This is a genomic window from Halorubrum sp. B52 (assembly GCF_059752555.1).
Genome location: NZ_MWTG01000018.1, coordinates 321,519 through 338,468, shown reverse-complemented (window position 1 = coordinate 338,468; position 16,950 = coordinate 321,519). Strand labels below are relative to the sequence as shown.

Here is a 16,950-nt window from a genome sequence, read left to right as displayed (position 1 = left end):
GCGCGTCGGTGTTCGGGCGCCGGCCCGCGGCGACGAGCAGCGCGTCGCCCGAGACCGTCACGCTCTCTGCCTCGTCGGGCACGCCGACCGTTTCCCCGCCCGCGCGGACCGCGTCGGCCTCGGGGTACGGCCGGGCCTCGACCGTCACCTCGCCGCCGGACTCGTCGGCGGCGACGGCCTCGTAGCCGGTGTACACGTCGAACCGGTCGGCGTAGCGGTCGGTGAACGCCTCGCCGACCTCCGCGTCAGCCTCCGGGAGCAAGTGCTCGCGCCGGCCGACGATCGTCACGTCGCTGCCGAACGTCCCGAAGAAGTGGCCGAGTTCGGCCGCGATGTAGCCGCCGCCGACGATCACGAGGTGCTCCGGCGGCGTCTCCAGCCGGAGCGCCTCCGTGCTCGTGAGGTAGTCGACGTCCTCGATCCCCTCGATCGGCGGGATCGAGGGGCGCGTGCCGGTGGCGACGAGGACGGTGTCGGCCCGCAGCGTGGCGCCCGCGTCGTCGCCTTCGACGATCTCCACGGTGCGGTCGTCGACGAACCGCCCGGTCCCCTCGAACAGGTCGTGGGCGTTCGACGAGGAGAGCCCCCGTCGGATGGAGTCGGAGCTCTCCGAGACGTCCTCGTTCACTTTCCGGACGATCTCCGCGAAGTCGACGCCGTTGACCTCGGCGTCGATCTCGAAGGCGCCGGCGCCCTCGATCGTCTCCATCACGTCGGCGTGGTAGAGGAGCTGTTTCGAGGGGATGCAGCCGCGGTTGAGACAGGTCCCGCCGAGCCGCCCCTCCTCGACGACCGCGACCGAGTTCCCCCGGCCGGCCATCGCGTTCGCCACGTCCAGTCCGGACCCCGACCCGATCACGAGGAAGTCGAACTCCTGCATGGCCCCGACGACGACGGCCACCCTCATCAAGGTCCGTCCGCGGTGGCGCGCGTCGCACACGACCGCGAGGACGTCTCTGCCCGGTCTCAGTCCCAGTTCCGTCGCACCGGCGTCTCGCTCGCGTTCACGTTCGCCAGCAGCCACGCCGCGGCCTCCTCGAGCGCGTCGTCGTCGGTCGCGGTCACCTTGAGGCGGTTGTGGTCGGCCTCGCGGTCGGGGTAACAGCCGACGGCGACGTCGAACCGCTCCATCGCCTCCCGCAGCGCGGGCACGATGTTCGACTCGGGCTCCACGGTGTAGAGGAACCGCGAGCGCCGGTCGCCGGCGAACTCGTCGGCGACGGTCGCGAACGTCGCCTTCAGCTCGTCCGGAATGCCCGGCATGACGTAGACGCCCTCGATCACGCAGCCGGGGGCGAGCCCCGCCTCGGTCACGAGCGGGCGGCTCCCCTCCGGGACCGCCGCCTCCGCCTCCGCGTCGACGTCGAACTCGCGGTCGGGGACGCGCTCGCGGATCGCGGCCAGCCGGCGATCGACCGACTCGCGCGTGAGGTCGGTGGCGACCATCTCGCGGTCGAACGCGTCCGCGACCGCCTCCATCGTCACGTCGTCCGGCGTGCTGCCGATCCCGCCCGTGACGATCACGGCGTCGAACGCCGCGGCGTGCTCGCGCACGTGCTCGGCGATCGCCGCCCGATCGTCGGGCACGGAGAGGATCCGGGCCACGGCGACCCCGCGGTCGCTCAGCTCCCCCGCCAGCCAGTTCGCGTTCGTGTTCACCGTGTCGCCCGAGAGCAGTTCGTCGCCCACCGTGATCAGCGCGACTTCCATCGATCACCGCTTGGGCCGGCCGAGGGATGTACGTTTCCCGCGGGGCCGACCCGACCGTCCTCATCGACCCGAAAAATCATGAGGCCGCCACGGCTCTGTCACGAGGTGACGAACGACACGACCCGCCGGGCCCTCCTCGCCGCCGCGCTCGCGGCCGGCACCGCCGGGCTGGCGCGCTCCGAGGTCGCCGCCCTCCTCGACTCCTTCGCGCCGCTCTCCGGCGACGCGTGGGACGCGGCGGACCGGTCGCTCCCCGAGAGCATCGAGAGCCCGCACGGCGACGCGAGCGTCCGCGTCGACGACCGCGGCGTTCCCCACGTCGAGGCCGACGACGAGGCCGCGGCGTACTTCGCGGTCGGCTACCTGCAGGCGTTCCACCGCCTGTTCTCGATGGACCTCCAGCGCCGCGTCATGCGCGGGCGGCTCTCCGAGGTCGTCGGCGCGGCGACCGTCGAGAGCGACGAGTTCAACGTCGCGATGGGCTTTACCGCGGCCGCCGAGGCGACGTGGGACCTGGTGCGCGAGACGGAGACCGGCCCCCTCGTCGAGGCGTACGCGGCGGGCGTCAACGCCGCGATGGATGCCGAGACGCTCCCGATCGAGTTCGAACTGCTCGGCTACGAGCCGGCGCCGTGGACCCCCGTCGACACGCTGCTGATGGAGAAGCAGATCTCGTGGACGCTCACGGGGAGCTTCGCCGGGCTCCGCCGTGCGCTGGTCGCGGACCGGCTCGGCGAGGGACGGGCCGCGGCGCTGTTCCCGCGTCGGCTGGACCACGACGCGCCGATCCTCGACGGCGACGAGGATCGGCTCGACGCGGGAGGCGAGCGGGAACGGTGGCGCGACCGCGTCCCCTCCGCCGTCTCGAACTCTCCCGACCCGATACATCCGACGCTGACCGACTGGCTCTCCGGCTTCGAGTCACCGACTGGCGTCGGCTCGAACAGCTGGGTCGTCGCCGGCGAGCACACCGCGAGCGGGACGCCGACCGTGGCGTACGACCCGCACCTCTCGCTTTCGGCCCCGCCGCTGTGGTACGAGCAGCGCGTCGAGACGCCCGAGCGCTCCGTTCGGGGCGCGACGTTCCCCGGCGTCCCCTTCGTCATCGCCGGCGCGAGCGACCGCGCGACGTGGTCGTTCACCAACGTCGGCGCCGACGTGCTCGACTGCTACCGCTACGAGGTCGACGAGGCCGGCGAGCGCTACCGCTACGAGGGGGAGTGGCGCGAGTTCGAGACCGAGACGCGGGAGATCCCCGTCGCCGGCGGCGAGGACCGCACACTGGAGGTCAAGCGGACGGTTCACGGCCCCCTCATCGAGCGCGAGGGCCGGCACGTCGGCGTCGCGTGGACCGGACACACCGCGACGCGGACGACGCTCGCTATCGACGAACTGGGACGCGCCGACGGGTTCGACGACGCGCTGGCGGCCACGCGGAAGTTCGACCTCCCCACCCAGAACCTCGCGTACGCCGACGCCGACGGTCGGACCATGTACTACGCGACCGGACAGCTCCCGATCCGTCGGATCGACGGCGAGGTCGTCGCCGGCGACCGCGTCTTCGACGGCTCCGCGGGCGAGGGGGAGTGGGAGGGGTTCGAGCCGTTCGGCCGCTCGACGTGGGCGGGGTTCGTCCCCTTCGAGGAGAAGCCGCACGCGATCGACCCCGACGTCCTCTCGACGGCCAACCAGCGCGTGACCGACGATCCGACCCACTACGTCGGGGTCGACTACGCGCCCCCCTACCGCGGCGCGCGCATCGCCGAGCGCCTCGACGCGGCGGTCGGGGGAGACGATCCGGTCGACCCCGCGTTCCACCGCGAACTCCAGCGAGACGTACGCGACGGGCGAGCGGATCAGCTCGTTCCGGACCTCGTGGCGGCGGTCGAGGAGGAGGGAGCGGAGGGCGCGAACGGCTCGGCCGCCTCCGAGCGCGCCCGGGAGGCGGTCGCGACCCTCGACGCGTGGGATCGCCGGATGGCCGCCGACTCCCGCGGCGCGCTGCTCTTCGACCGGTGGCTCGACCGGTTCCGGGAGTTGGTCTTCGGACCGGCCTTCGACGGCGTCGACCTCGGCGAGGCGTACTACCCGAACGACTGGGTGCTCGCGACGCTGCCGCCCGACGACCCGCTGTTCGCCGACCGCTCGCGGGAGGAGGCGATGACCGCCGCGCTTTCGGCGGCGCTCGACGAGATAGACGAGGCGGGGTGGGAGGCGTACGGCGACCGGAACACGACGGCGGCGATCTCGCACCCGCTCGGCGGCGAGGCCCCGTTCCTGAACTACCCGGCGCTCCCCGCGGACGGCTCCCCGGCGACGGTGATGAACTACCGGTTCGACGACGCGGTCGGGTCGAGCTGGCGGATGGTCGTCCGCCCCGGCGAGGACGCCACGGCGGTGCTCCCCGGCGGCAACTCGGGCGGCTACTTCTCCGAGCACTACGACGACCAGCTCCGCGCCTGGCTCGCGAACGACCAGAAGCCGATGTCGCTCGATCCCGACGGTGACGACGGCGAGACGGTCGCCTTCCGAGGTGAGTCGTCGTGAGCGACGACGAGACGGGGGGCGCCTCCGCGTCGTCCGGGGCGCCGTCCCCTCCCGCTTCTCCCTCCCCGCTCGCTCGCGTTCGACGCGGGTCCCGCGCCCGCGCCGTCGCCCTCGCGGTCGCCGTCGCGCTCGGCCTCGCGCTGGCGTCGGCCCACTGGCTCGGGCTCGTCGCGGCCGGCGCGGCCGCCTCCCTCGTCGCGCCCACGTTCCGCCGCGGGGTCGCGTACGCGCTCGGGACCGGCGCGCTCGCGCTCGTCGCGTTCGCGGTCTCGCTCGGGCCCGCGGCCGGGACCCTTCCCGAGATGCGGCCCGTGGTCTACGTCGCGGTCGCCGCCGCGTTCGGTCTCACCCTGATCGGGTCGCTGGCGAGGGGAATCGTCTGAGGGGAATCGCCCGAGTGCGACCGGGAGAGGCGGATGACCTCGCCGGGAGAAGCGGACGCGGTCGCCGGCTCGGCCTCAGTCCGCCGCCGTCGGCGCCTCGGTCTCCATTCCCGAGCCGCTCGGCGGGCGGAGGACGAGCGCCGCCAGTCCCGCGGCGATCGCGAGGCCGCCGCCGAGCGCGAACGTCGGGACCCAGCCGAACGAGGCGACGAGGTAGCCGGTGACGGTGCCGGCGAAGACGCCGCCGCCGACCTTCGCGGTGTAGAGGACCGCGTAGTTGCCGGAGGAGTTCCGCGCGCCGTAGTAGTCGGCGATCACCGACGGGAAGTAGACGAACAGCGGCGAGGAGAAGAACATCGCCGCCATCACCAGCGCGACGAAGGCGATCCCGGCCTCGGCGCGTCCGGCGGCGATCAGGGCGAGGCGGAACACCCCGGCGAGCACGAAGGAGGCGGCCATCACCTTCTTCCGGTCGAATCGGTCAGACGCCTCCCCGAGGACCATCCGCGAGACGCCGGCGGCGACGGGGAGCAGGGTCGCCGCCGCGGTCGCGACGACCGCCGCCAGCCCGAACTGCTCGGCGAAGCGGACGACGTTGGCGATGACGATCAGGTCGGCGCCGGCCATCGCGACGAACATCGCGTACAGCAGCCAGAACTGCCACGTCGAGAGCATCTCTCGGGTCGTGTAGGCGCGTCCGCGAAGGGAGGCCGCGAGCCCGTCGTCGTTTCCGTCGTCCTCCCGGTCCTCCAGCCCGAGCCAGTCGTCCGGCGGGTCCCGGAGGAGGTACGCGCCGACGAGCGTGACGACGAGGATGCCGACCCCGACGTTCCGGAGCACGTCGCCGTACGCCGCGACGGTCGCGTTCGCGCGCACGTACGGCACCACGAGGGCGCTCCCGCCCGCGAACGCCATCGTGCCGATACCCGTCGTCAGCCCCGTGCGGTCAGGGAACCACTTGACCGCGGTGTTCACCGCGACCGTGTACACGATCCCCACGCCGACCGCGCCGAGGGAGTACAGCAGGTACAGCTGCCAGACGGCGGTCGCGTACGCCAGCCCGATGTACCCGCCCCCGGCCAGAAGCGCCGCGAGGAAGGTGAGCGCGCCCGGCCCGCGGCTGTCGCGCCACTTCCCGGCGGGGAACTGCGAGAGCGACTGGAAGACGACGTAAAAGGAGAACACCGCGCCGAGTGCCGGCAGCGCAATGTCGAGGCTCTGGGCGAGCGGCTGCTCGATCGACGACCAGACGTACTGGTAGGGGCTCACGGCGGCCATCATCCCCGCGGCGGCGACGATCTGCCACCACCGGGAGAAGCCGAGGATCGACGACGCCCGGCCGGCGTAATCCATCTCGCCGTCCGCCTCGTCGACCGCGGGGTCGTCGCCGGCAGCGTCGTCGCCGGCAGCGTCGTCGCCGGCGGAGGCCGTCGAGGGGTCTCCCTCGTCGGGGGGACCCGACGCCCCGTCGCTCCCGTCCTCGTCACCCATCGTTGCCGTCCGTCGACCGCGTCGTGGTGTTCGGTGTCATGTCGTGTGCCTCGGATCGCGCCGCGGGGACCGATTCGCCGCGCCGCTCGCGTTCGTACCGGTACTGTTCGGACTGATCGATTAAAACGCGTCGTTGGAGCCGTACTTGCCTCGTCGGTTCCGTGGTCGTCCGTGGAACAAACGGGGATAGATAGTTACAGATCGGGACTCGCCCGGCGAATCGCGATCGGATAGATAATGATGATTGTATATACTGTCGAAAATCGTTTAGAGATGGCCGCTCGTAGGCGATACCGAACACGACCGGCGCCCGCGAACGGGCGAGTCCGGCACCCACCACCCATGTCCGCCGACACCGACGCCCACGACGCCGACCTGATCGTCGTCGACTCCGCGCGCCGCACCGGGCTCGACCGGCTCGTCCGCCCCGAGACGCTTCCCGTCCGGGTCCAGCGCGGCGCCGCCGCGCCCGTGATAATCGTCGGCGCCGACGACTGAGCCCGCGGTCGCTTCGTCCTGCGTCTCGCGCCGCGCTCCGCGAGACGACGGGTTAAGTGACCGCGTCCCGTACGACTGTTATGACCGATATCGGCATCGTCGGCGCCGGCGCGGGCGCGGCCGCCGCGGCGTTCGTCGTCGACGAGGCGGCGCCGGAAGCGGACGTGACCGTGCTCGAGAAGTCCGGCGGGCTCTGCGGCCGCGCGGCGACCCGTCGCCAGGGGGACCTGACGTACGACTACGGCGCGAACTACCTGAAGTCCGACGACGAGCGCGTCGTCGAGCTGGTCACTGAGACGCTCGACGACGAGGGGCTCGTCGACGTCACCGAGCCGGTGTACACCTTCGACGCCGACGGCGCGGTGTCGCCCGGCCGCGACGCCGACGAGCACAAGTGGAGCTACCGGCGCGGGCTCACCCAGATCGCCAAGCGCCTCTTCGGTCGGACCGACGCGACGGTCCACCGCCGGACCCGCGTCGAGACCGTCCGCCGGGCCGGCGAGCGGTGGGAGCTCGACGACGCCGACGGCGAGACGTGGGGGCCGTTCGACGTCCTCCTCCTGAATCCGCCGGCGCCGCAGACCGCCGAACTGCTCCGGGACGCCGAGTGGGAGTCGTCGACTCGCGGGGCGCTCGTCGACGCCGTGGGCGACGTGGCGTACCGGTCGGTGTGGACCGCGGTGCTCCGTTACCCCTTCGCGGTCGACCTGCCCTACTACGGGCTCGTCAACACGGACAAGGAGCACGCGGTCGGCTGGATCTCCCGCGAGGAGTGCAAGGCGGGGCACGTCCCGGACGGCGAGACGCTGCTCGTCGTCCAGGCGAACGACGAGTGGTCGGTCGAGCGCTACGACGACGACCCGGCCGCGAACGTCGCCGACCTCGCGGAGCACGCCGCCGCGATCGTCGGCGACGAGCGGCTGGCCGACCCGGCGTGGACCGACCACCAGGGGTGGCGCTACGCGCTCCCGGAGGGGGGCGTCGACCGCGGGCCGATCGACTCCGCCCGGCGGGAGGACCTCCATCTGCTCGGCGACTGGGTCGCCGGCGAAGGGCGGCTCCACGCCGCCATCGCGAACGGGCTCGACGCGGGCGAATGCGTCGTGCACGGGCTGTAGCGACGGCTTTTCGGCGTGAAAATCAGAAGGGGGAACAGCGGACGGCGACCGACCTAGCCCCGCGTGAAGCGGTACTCGACCGTGCCGAGGCCCGGCAGGCTGATCTCTCGGACGGTTCCGCGGTCGACGTGGCGGGCGAGCGAGCGCCCCAGCGCGACGAGGGCGACGCCGCCGGCGAGCAGCCCCGCGGAGACGAGCGGGAAGGAGGCCACCAGCAGCGGGAGCGCGATCAGTGCCAGGAACGCGAGCGAGACGACGAGGCCCCCGTCGGGGGGGCCGTCGGAGCCGGCCGCGACCGCGCGCGCCGTGTATCCGCCGTTCATCGGTTGCATGTCTTCCCCTCCGTCGCGCGGGAGTAAAAACCTTTCATATTGCGTATAGTTTCTGAGTAACGTTACCACGGATCACTCACTCAGAGCGTTTCAAACGATTGTTAACGGGGTGTAACGAGTACCATGTCACACTGTCGTACTCCTCTCTCGAAACTGGAACGTTTCCTCGGAACGGCCGGCCGTGGGAGGCGACGGCGACCGGTTGGCACCCGGAATCGGAGGGTTTCTCCCGCCCCGTCCCCGCGATACCGCATGGTCCGCTCGCCGCCAGGAGCGTCGCGGTCGAACGTCCCCTTCTGGACGACGGTCGCGGTCGCCGCGCTGTACCTGCCGGCGTCGATCGCCGCCCGCGCGCTCGTCGAGCCGGAGTACGCGGCCGCGATCGCGTGGTTGCCCCGTCGGGTCGTCGCGGTCGCGGGCACGTCGATCGGGGCGATCCTGGCGGCGGCGCTGTGGCTCCCCGTCGCGGGCGGCTTCCTCTACGCGTTCGCGACCGAACTGGCGACGATGCGGAGTCGGACCGCGTGGTCGCCGCCGGATAAGGGGTACCTGATCCTCGCGGCCGGGTCGCTGCTGGCACACCCGCTCACGGGGCTCCCGTTCGTGTTCCTCGTGGTCGCCGGCTACACGCTACACCGGACCCTGCGGGTGCGGTAGGCGGGGGGCCGACCGACGCGACTTCCCGATCCGGGCGCCGCACGTCTTCTTTCTTTAGTGGTTTACCTCCCGTACTTTTATCCCGTCACGCGTTAACGTGGGATACGAACAGCGATGTCAACGACACACGATTCCCCCTCTGTACGGCCGGCGGTGCTCGACGCGGCGCAGGCGCGGCGAACGGTCGCCGGGCTCGCCGACGGAACGGTCGAGACGGTCGCGGACCTCCGCGTCCGCGGCCGGGCGGACGAGATCGCCGACGAGCTCGTCGAGAGTCACCTCCCCGCGTTAGAGGAGGCCGGGTACATCGAGTGGGACCGCGAGGCCGGAACGATCGCGCCGGGACCGAACTTCGACGAGGCCGCCGCCCACGTCGCCGACCTCCCGAACCCCGACGGCGAGCCGGCCGACGACTGACTCCGGCGGCGGGCCGGCCGACGACCGGGGTCCGGTCGGTCGACGACCGAGCCCGGGACGTTTATACGCCGCCGCGGGGGAGTCCCGACATCGCATGGCCGAGCCGATCCTGAAGTGGGCCGGCGGCAAGCGCCAGCTGCTCGACGAGCTGTACGCTCGGTTCCCGGCCTCCTACGGCCGCTACCACGAGCCGTTCCTCGGCGGCGGCGCCCTCTTCTTCGATCTGGAGCCCGCGGACGCGACGGTCAACGACGCGAACCCGCGGCTGGTCAACTTCTACGAGCGGGTGCGCGACGAGCCGGAGGCGCTGATCGAGCGGTTGGAGGCGTTCGACGACCCCGACGCCGACCCGGACCCGTCGCTCCCGTTCGCCGAGGAGACGCCCCGCGGCCGCGGGGTGGAGAGCTACTACTACCAGCAGCGCGCGCGGTTCAACCGGCGCCCCTACGAGGGCGAGTTCGACCCCTTAGCGGAGGCCGCCCTCCTGTTGTACCTCAACCGGACCTGCTACAACGGCCTCTACCGCGAGAACGCCGACGGCGGCTTCAACGTCCCTGTCGGTCGATACGCGAACCCGGACTGGGTCCAGCGCGACCGGATCCGCCGCGCGAGCGACGTGCTCGCGAACGCGACGATTCGCAACGGCGACTTCGCGTACGTCCTCGACGCCGCCGCTCCCGGCGACCTCGTCTACTTCGACCCGCCGTACGAGCCGATGAGCGCGACCGCGAGCTTCAACGAGTACAGCGCCGAGGGGTTCGACCGCGAGGACCAGCGCCGGCTGCTCGACGTCGCCGGCGAGCTGGACGAGGCGGGGGTCCGGGTCGTGGTGAGCAACAGCGGCGTGATGTACGAGGCGTACGCCGACGCGGGATTCAGCGTCGAACGAGAGGACGCGACCCGCGCGATCAACAGCGACGCCGACAACCGCGACGCGGTCGACGAGATCGTCGCGACCAACGTGCCCCCGGAGGAGCGGCGCGAAACGCCGCAGCGCGAGCTCTCGGGCTTCTGAGATCCGGTCCGGCGCCGCCGACGGTCCGACCCGGTGACGGGACCGCCGACGCCTCCGACGCGCCGATCGTATGGGGCGGGCTTTTTGAACTCCCCCGACGACGACTCGCGTATGACCGATCTCGACATCGACCTCGTCCTCGTTCCCGTCGACGGGAGCGAGGAGTCTCACGAGGCGGTCGACTACGCGATCGCGGTCGCCGCCGAGTACGGCGCGAGCGTCCACGCCCTCTACGTGCTGGACGAGGACGTGGTCCGCGCCATCGACCGCGGCGCGGTCGACGAGAGCGACGTCGCCGACGACACCGAGGCGTTCACGGACTCCGTCGCGCGGCGCGCGGAGTCCGCCGGAGTGGCTCACAGCAACTCCATCGCGTACGGCTTCTCGACCAGGGTGAAGACGGTCCACCCCGGCAGCGTCGTCCTCGACACGGCCGAGGAGATCGAGTCCGACTTCATCGTCGTCCCGCGCGAGCCGGTCTCCGGCGACCCGGGCGAGGTGCTCGGGAAGGCCGCCGAGTACGTCCTCCTCTACGCGAGCCAGCCGGTCCTGTCCGTCTGATGGCCGGCGCGATTCCGTTCCTCCCCGCAGGTACGACGCTCCCGCCGCTCCCCTACCTCGTCGCCGTCCTGCTCGCCGCCGGCGCGGTCGGCGTCGCGCTCCGCCGGCGGCCCCCGCGCGTCACCGGGCGCCACGTGCTCGCGCTCGCGCCGTGGATGGCGCTCGGCTCCGCGGCCCACGTGCTGTACGTCGTCGACGCGCTCCCGCCCGCGCTCGCGCCGCTCGCCGGCTCCCCGACCGTCTACCTCACGGTGGGAGCACTCGCGGGCGCGACGTGGCTCGCGCTGGCGTCCGCTCCGCCCGAACGCGTCCCGACGCTCCTCGCCGGCGCCGGCGCGCTCCTCCTCGTCCCGGTCGTCGGGGCCGCGCTCGCGACCGGAATCTCCCCCGTCGGCGCCAGGTGGTCGACCGTCTCGCTCGCGGCGACGGTCCCGATCGCCGCCGCGGTCTGGGTCGGTCTGACGCGGGTGCGCCCCGAGACCGCGATCACCGGCGCGGTCGGCGCGCTCGCGGTGTTCGGCCACGCGCTCGACGGCGTCTCGACCGCGGTGGGGACGGCCCAGCTCGGCTTCGGCGAGCGCACGCCGGTCTCCCGGATCCTCCTGGAGTTCGAGTGGATCCCGCCGGTCCCGGTGCTCGGCGAGGGGTGGGTGTTCCTGTTAGTGAAGCTCGCGGTCGCGAGCGCCGTGGTCTGGCTGTTCGCCGAGTACGTCCGGGACCGACCGGCCGAGGGGTACCTCCTGCTCGGCTTCGTCGCCGCCGTCGGCCTCGGGCCGGCGGCGCACAACCTCCTGCTGTTCGCGGTCGCCGGGTGACTGGCCGGAGGCCCGAGATCGCCGGGCGACGGACTCGGGAACCGCGACCCCGTTCCGCACCGCTCTTATAACACCGAGAGCGCGAACGCCACGGTGACGCCGGCCAGGATGACCGCCTGCACGACCGGGCCGGCGAGGACGCCGATCACCGCGTAGGCAGACCGCCGAACGGCGACGCGCGTCTCGCCAGGGTGCTCGTAGAGACTGTCGAGAAAGACGGTACCGCCCAGTCCGACGACGAGGCCGATCGGGCCCATCACGAACAGCAACGCGACGCCGACCGCCGTGCCGACGACGATCGTCCGCGTCGACGCGCCGCCGAGCCGCCCGGAGACCATCCCCGATACCAGCTCGACCGCGGAGGCGAGGAGCGAGACGAGCACGAGCGCGATCAGGGCGGCGAGGCCCGGCTCGGCGAAGCCGGTGGTGTACGCGTAGCCGACGACGGTCAGCGCCGCGAGGACGCCGCTCGGCACGAGCGGGAGGAACGAACTGGCCGTCCAGACGACGAGCAGCGCGACCGCGAGTTCGGCCCCGGAGAGCGCCATACCCCGTTAACGTCGCGCGGGTTCAAAACGGTTCATCTCGGAGGGGGCCGTCGTCCGCCGCCGCGCTTAGTCCTCTTCCTCGACGACTTCCGGGTCCTCGATCGCGGACTGCAGCGAGTCGAGCCCGTTGACCCACTCGGAGACGAGCCCGTACTCCAGCTCCTCGACGACGTCGATGTCGAGCGTCTCGCCGTCGATGACGCGGGTCCCGGCCTGGACGACGTAGCCGAGCGCGGCGTCGAGGTCGTCCTCGGCCTCGGCGTCGGCGGCCGCGCGCACGAACTCGGTCACGTCGCCCTCGACGACGCCGCCGACGACGTACTCCTCGGCCGCGTAGAAGACGGGGACGAGCGAGGTCTGGACGCCGTCGATCAGCATCACCTTGTCCTCGTCGTCGAAGTCGACGTCGGCGAGGACGATGTCGCGCACGCCGCGGATCTCCTCGACCGCGCGGTCCTCGTCGATGCGGTCCTCGTCGAGCGCCGCGAGCACCTTCACGACGGCGATCGCCGCGTCGTCCTGGAGGTTCAACAGGAGCCGCGCCGAGTCCTCGTTCTCGGGGTCGAGGTCCTCTTCCTGCAGGCGATCGAGCCAGTTCTGCCAGCGGTCGTCGGTATAGAACGTTTCGACGGCGTCGTCGTCGGTCATGTGCGGTACGTCGCCCGGACTACTCAAATGCCTTTCCTATCGATCGCCGCGAGAGAGGGCGTCTCACCCGCTCGACGGCGGGATTCCGGAATCGGCGGACGCGCGCCGAACGCGCGCGGGCGGTCGGAGCGCGGTCGGGCGGTCGCGACGCGATCGGCGCTCTGCGGACGCGCCGCGACCGCGCCGCGACCGATGCGGCCGGCGCCGCTACTCCAGCGTCGCCTCGGTGTCGATCCCGTAGACCGCTCGGGGCGTCTCGACGTGCGCGGTGCGGACCGCCTCGTCGTACCCCTCCTCCAGCAGCCACCGGACGCGGCGCGGGACGGTCTTCGGGCCCATCACCATCCCCGGCTTCTCGGGGTTGTCGACGAAGTCGGTCTCCATCAGGAACGGCTCGCCCGACTCGGCGGCGCGTTCGAGCCGGTCCTTCTCGCTCATCACGCTCGGGGTCGGGCCCGCGAGTCGCCCCTCGGCGTAGTGTTTCACGACGTTCGTCGGATCGAGCCCGGACTCCTCGGCGACGGCGGCCAGGTCGGTGAGATCCTCGCTCGCCTCGGTGTGGAGTTGAACGGCGCAGTCGAGAGCGGCGCCGAGCTCGAACGCGCGGCGGGTGACCGCGTTCGAGGCGTCCCAGACCGCGTCGCTCACGTCGTAGTGCGGGCGACCGGACTTCAGCGCGAGCGCCCGACCGTCGGCGACGAACTCGCTCGCGACCTCCAGGCCGCCGCACATCAGGTCGCGGGCGTCCGCGGGCGAGAAGCCGCGCTCGTCGACCAGCCGGCTTATCAGGCCCGGATGGACGCCGAGGACGGGCCACGCTCGACCCGGGAGGACCTCGGTCGCGGCCGCGACCGCGTCGAGCGTCTCCTCGAAGACGGGCCGGAAGTCGGCCGGCTCGTCGGGCTCGACGCCGAGGTGCCACGAGGGCTTGTTCACCACGAGCAGGTGGGTGCCGCCGAGACGGACGAAGTCCTCGACGGCGTCGACTCCGCGCCCGCGACGCGGGTCGAGGTGGAGGTGGTCGTCCAACACCGGCGTGTCGAGGTCCTCGGTCATGGTCGGTGGTTCGCCCGCGGCGGAATATAAGGCTCGATCGCGGGGCCGCTGCGGCCCCGACGCCCGCCATCGCTCGTCACGGCGGATACGTCCCGTCGATCCGGGCCTTGGCGACGGTCCGTCCCGTCATCGCGTCGATGAGGTCCTCCCTGTCGGCCGACGGCGGGAGGCCGAGCGGCTCCTCGACCGCGTACAGCCGGAAGCGGTAGGTGTGCTCGCGGTCCGGCGGGTTCGGCCCGCCGTAGCCGTGCTCGCCGAAGTCGTTCTGTCCCTCGGTCGCCTCCGTCGGCGACCAGCCTTCCGGGATCTCCTCGCGGCCGGGGTCGACGTCCCAGACCAGCCAGTGGTCCCACACTTTTCCCGCCGGCTCCCTCGCGTCCGGATCGTCGACGATGAGCACGAGCGCCGCCGCCTCGTCGGGGACGCCGCCGATCCGGAGCGGCGGGTTCACGTTCCGCTCCGCGTAGCCGTACTCGTCGGGGATGCGCTCGCCGTCGCCGAACGCCGGGCTCGATAGACTGAGCTCGCTCATGCGATCACCCGTCCGGACCGCGTCCGGACACGTCGTTGTTGGCTCGTCGACGTCAAAAACGTTCCCGCGGATCCGCCGTTCCGACGGGTCAGTCCGCCGACTCCGGCTGCCCAACCGGCGTCGGCGCGTCCCCGGTCTCGATCGCGCGGCGGACCGCCTCGTCGATCTCGACGAGGTGACAGAGGGGGTTGCCGGGGTAGACGACGGGATTTTCGAGAAGGCCGATGAGGAGCCCGGTGAAGGGGGCCTCGATGCCGACCGCGTCCTCCTTGAACGGGTTGGTGATCGTCGCGATCCGGTCGCCCTCGCGGACGAGCGAGCCGCTCTCGTAGTGGGTGTCGACGATACCGCCGGAGTCGGCGCGGAGCCACGTCTTCTCGCCCGCGCCGGCGACGATGGTCCGCCAGCCGGGCCACCGCACCGTGTCGGTCTCGAGCAGCCCGTACTCGGCGAAGACGGAGCGCACGCCGCCGAGCGCGTCGTCGATGAGCGGGCGCTGGAAGCGGTGGGCCTCGCCCATCTCGATCGTGATCGTCGGGGTCCCGTCGGCCGTCGCCTCGCCGCGGAGGGTGCCGCTCGGCCCGTCGCTGTCGATGATCACCTTCGAGCCGAACGCCATCGCGAGGCGGTGGACGCCTGCGTCGGCCATGTCCGCGCGGACGTGGAGCATGTTGGTCCGGCCCCGGGTGGAGGTGTGGAAGTCGAGCCCGAAGTCGCAGGGCGCGATGAAGTTGGAGTAGATCTGGTTCGCCATCCGCTTCGAGCTCGTCGAGCCCGCCTCGCCGGGGAACGAGCGGTTGAGGTCCCGGTCGTAGACGGGGAGGTACCGCTGCTGCGCGATGAACCCGGGGACGTTGAGCACGGGGAGGCAGACGAGGGTGCCGCACAGCGACGAGAGGTCCCACTCGTGGGCGACCTCGCGGACCACCTCGATCCCGTTGAGCTCGTCGCCGTGCGCGGCCGCCGTGAGGAACACCGTCGGCCCGTCGCGCTCGCCGTTGACGATCGTCACGGGGATCCGGACCGGGTCGCCGAGGTACGTCTCGCTGATCCCGTAGCGGATGTTCTGCGTCTCGCCCGGCGGCACCGCGCCGCCGTTGTACGTGAACACCCGGTCGTCGCTCATGTCACGAGGGAGCGCGCGGGGTGGTATATATATGACGACCCGGCGATCGAGACCCGTCGCCTTCCCGACCGGTCGGCGGTCGGGCCGCTCTCCGATCGGGCGACCTTTTACCCGGGCCCGCGCAGGTGCGCCCATGAGTTCGGACACGGTCCGGGTGGGAGTGCTGTCGTTACACAACAGCAAGGAAACGAAGGCGATCTGCAACGCGGTCGAGGACCTCGGCCACGAGCCCGTCTGGCTCCGCGAGGAGAACGCCGCGATCAGCGTCGACGACGGCGACGTCTCGGTGGAGCCCGCGGTCGACGTCATCGCGAACCGCCTGCTGCTCTCGAACACGGACCAGCCCGCGGAGCTGCTCGGGCTGGCGACGACGTTCGAGCGCATCCGACCGATGCTGAACGAGCCGAACGCCGTGCTCGCGTCGATCCACAAGTTCGCGACGGCGGCGACGCTCGCGGACTGGAACATCCGGGTGCCCGACGCGCTGCTCGCGCTCTCGAACGACCGGCTCAACGAGGGGCGCGAGCGCTTCGGCGAGGTCGGCGTCTACAAGACGGCCATCGGCACGCACGGCGGCGGCACGTGGAAGGTCGACCTCACCGAGCGCGTGAACCCGAAGGTGGGGAACCGACAGGCGTTCCTCCAGAAGCTGATCGACCGCGACGACGAGAAGCACCGCGACCTGCGCGTGTACATCGTCGGCGACGAGATCGTCGGCTCGATGTACCGCTACGCGCCGGAGGGCGACTGGCGCACCAACGTCGCGCTCGGCGGCGCGGTCGAGGACGCGACCGACGACATGCCCGACGAGGCCGCCGAGACCGCGCTGTACGCGGCCGACGTGATGGACCTCGACTACGCCGGCGTCGACCTCGTCGAGGGGTACGACGGCTGGTACGTGCTGGAGGTGAACCCGACGGCCGGGTTCAAGGGGCTCTACGAGGCGACCGGCACGAGCCCCGCGCCGCACATCGCGAGGCTCGCGATCGAGCGGGTCGACGGCGAGGTGGACGACGACGACGTCGAGCGCATCGCCGCCACCCTCGACGACTCGCGGCCCACCTGCGCTCCCGCCCCGAAGCCGAACACGACCGAACAGCCCGACATCGGCTACATCGAGGAGGTCGTCGTCACCGGCACCTCCGGCTCCACGCAGGCGCTCGCGAAGTCCGACACGGGCGCGACGCGGACGAGCATCGACACGCAGCTGGCCGCCGAGATCGGCGCCGGCCCGATCAAGAGCATGACACGCGTCAAGTCGGGCAGCGTGAAGGGCGGGAAGGCCCGCCCCGTCGTCGACCTCGTCATCGGCATCGGCGGGAACCAGCACACCGTCACGGCCAGCGTCGAGGACCGCGGCCACATGGAGTACCCGCTCCTCCTCGGCCGCGACATCCTCACCGACTACCGGGTCGACGTCCGGCGGCGCGCCGACACCGACGAGACGGAGCGCGACGAGGCCGGGGAGATACTCGAGGAATAGCCGCCCCCGCGGC

At 71.8% G+C, this 16,950-nt stretch carries 19 protein-coding genes; 10 read left to right on the top strand and 9 right to left on the bottom strand.

Features of this window, described 5'->3' with window-relative positions:
* Together B4V04_RS18715 and B4V04_RS18710 are read right to left on the bottom strand one after the other, a co-directional pair.
* Positions 1-880, bottom strand: an 880-nt coding sequence (locus B4V04_RS18715) for an FAD-dependent oxidoreductase (protein WP_498233151.1), incomplete at its 3' end; no start/stop codon positions are given.
* Between the two features lie 86 nt (positions 881-966).
* The gene (locus B4V04_RS18710) at positions 967-1,710 is read right to left on the bottom strand and encodes a competence/damage-inducible protein A (protein WP_498233150.1); all 744 of its coding nucleotides are present in this window, start codon (positions 1,708-1,710) and stop codon (positions 967-969) included.
* Between the two features lie 105 nt (positions 1,711-1,815).
* On the opposite strand from B4V04_RS18710, the gene B4V04_RS18705 reads away from it, so the two are divergent.
* Together B4V04_RS18705 and B4V04_RS18700 are read left to right on the top strand one after the other, a co-directional pair.
* Positions 1,816-4,257 carry a penicillin acylase family protein gene (locus B4V04_RS18705; protein ID WP_498233149.1) on the top strand — a complete coding sequence of 814 codons (2,442 nt, stop codon included), beginning with the start codon at positions 1,816-1,818 and terminating at the stop codon, positions 4,255-4,257.
* Positions 4,254-4,640 carry a hypothetical protein gene (locus B4V04_RS18700; protein ID WP_498233148.1) on the top strand — a complete coding sequence of 129 codons (387 nt, stop codon included), beginning with the start codon at positions 4,254-4,256 and terminating at the stop codon, positions 4,638-4,640. Before B4V04_RS18705 ends, B4V04_RS18700 begins: the two co-directional genes overlap by 4 nt.
* 75 nt (positions 4,641-4,715) lie before the next feature.
* On the opposite strand, the gene B4V04_RS18695 is transcribed toward B4V04_RS18700, so the two are convergent.
* Positions 4,716-6,131, bottom strand: a complete 1,416-nt coding sequence (locus B4V04_RS18695) for an MFS transporter (RefSeq protein WP_498233147.1) — start codon at positions 6,129-6,131, stop codon at positions 4,716-4,718.
* Between the two features lie 342 nt (positions 6,132-6,473).
* On the opposite strand from B4V04_RS18695, the gene B4V04_RS18690 reads away from it, so the two are divergent.
* Together B4V04_RS18690 and B4V04_RS18685 are read left to right on the top strand one after the other, a co-directional pair.
* A complete protein-coding gene (locus B4V04_RS18690; RefSeq protein WP_498233146.1) occupies positions 6,474-6,629 on the top strand; it encodes a hypothetical protein in 156 nt (51 codons plus the stop codon).
* A gap of 80 nt (positions 6,630-6,709) precedes the next feature.
* Entirely contained in the window at positions 6,710-7,747 is a 1,038-nt protein-coding gene (locus B4V04_RS18685; RefSeq protein WP_498233145.1) for an NAD(P)/FAD-dependent oxidoreductase, read from the top strand.
* Between the two features lie 53 nt (positions 7,748-7,800).
* On the opposite strand, the gene B4V04_RS18680 is transcribed toward B4V04_RS18685, so the two are convergent.
* Complete coding sequence (locus B4V04_RS18680) at positions 7,801-8,079, bottom strand: hypothetical protein (RefSeq protein WP_498233144.1); 279 nt, start codon at positions 8,077-8,079, stop codon at positions 7,801-7,803.
* A 252-nt stretch (positions 8,080-8,331) separates the two neighbouring features.
* Between B4V04_RS18680 and B4V04_RS18675 the strand changes: the two genes are divergently transcribed.
* From B4V04_RS18675 to B4V04_RS18655, 5 genes are all read left to right on the top strand, one after another.
* A complete protein-coding gene (locus tag B4V04_RS18675; RefSeq protein WP_498233143.1) occupies positions 8,332-8,736 on the top strand; it encodes an abortive infection protein in 405 nt (134 codons plus the stop codon).
* 114 nt (positions 8,737-8,850) lie between these two features.
* Positions 8,851-9,153: a hypothetical protein gene (locus B4V04_RS18670; protein WP_498233142.1), complete on the top strand. Its 303-nt coding sequence runs from the start codon at positions 8,851-8,853 to the stop codon at positions 9,151-9,153.
* A gap of 94 nt (positions 9,154-9,247) precedes the next feature.
* Positions 9,248-10,168 (top strand): DNA adenine methylase, encoded by a 921-nt coding sequence (locus tag B4V04_RS18665; RefSeq protein WP_498233141.1) that lies wholly within the window; start codon positions 9,248-9,250, stop codon positions 10,166-10,168.
* Between the two features lie 111 nt (positions 10,169-10,279).
* Entirely contained in the window at positions 10,280-10,729 is a 450-nt protein-coding gene (locus B4V04_RS18660) for a universal stress protein (RefSeq protein WP_498233140.1), read from the top strand.
* Positions 10,729-11,544 (top strand): DUF63 family protein, encoded by an 816-nt coding sequence (locus tag B4V04_RS18655; RefSeq protein ID WP_498233139.1) that lies wholly within the window; start codon positions 10,729-10,731, stop codon positions 11,542-11,544. The genes B4V04_RS18660 and B4V04_RS18655 overlap by 1 nt, the downstream gene beginning before the upstream one ends.
* A gap of 65 nt (positions 11,545-11,609) precedes the next feature.
* Here B4V04_RS18655 and B4V04_RS18650 read toward each other — a convergent pair whose 3' ends face one another.
* The 5 genes from B4V04_RS18650 to B4V04_RS18630 all read right to left on the bottom strand — a co-directional run bounded on the left by B4V04_RS18650 (position 11,610) and on the right by B4V04_RS18630 (position 15,454).
* The gene (locus B4V04_RS18650; protein WP_498233138.1) at positions 11,610-12,092 is read right to left on the bottom strand and encodes a DUF456 domain-containing protein; all 483 of its coding nucleotides are present in this window, start codon (positions 12,090-12,092) and stop codon (positions 11,610-11,612) included.
* Between the two features lie 66 nt (positions 12,093-12,158).
* Complete coding sequence (locus tag B4V04_RS18645) at positions 12,159-12,740, bottom strand: DUF2150 family protein (protein ID WP_144796627.1); 582 nt, start codon at positions 12,738-12,740, stop codon at positions 12,159-12,161.
* Between the two features lie 207 nt (positions 12,741-12,947).
* Positions 12,948-13,796 carry a TatD family hydrolase gene (locus tag B4V04_RS18640; RefSeq protein WP_498233137.1) on the bottom strand — a complete coding sequence of 283 codons (849 nt, stop codon included), beginning with the start codon at positions 13,794-13,796 and terminating at the stop codon, positions 12,948-12,950.
* 76 nt (positions 13,797-13,872) lie between these two features.
* Entirely contained in the window at positions 13,873-14,328 is a 456-nt protein-coding gene (locus B4V04_RS18635; protein ID WP_498233136.1) for a YbhB/YbcL family Raf kinase inhibitor-like protein, read from the bottom strand.
* Positions 14,329-14,416: 88 nt separating this feature from the next.
* Positions 14,417-15,454 carry a succinylglutamate desuccinylase/aspartoacylase family protein gene (locus B4V04_RS18630; protein ID WP_144796621.1) on the bottom strand — a complete coding sequence of 346 codons (1,038 nt, stop codon included), beginning with the start codon at positions 15,452-15,454 and terminating at the stop codon, positions 14,417-14,419.
* Positions 15,455-15,587: 133 nt separating this feature from the next.
* Here B4V04_RS18630 and B4V04_RS18625 point away from each other — a divergent pair, with 133 nt between their 5' ends.
* Entirely contained in the window at positions 15,588-16,937 is a 1,350-nt protein-coding gene (locus tag B4V04_RS18625) for a putative ATP-dependent zinc protease (RefSeq protein ID WP_498233135.1), read from the top strand.
* The last annotated feature ends 13 nt before the right edge of the window (positions 16,938-16,950 follow it).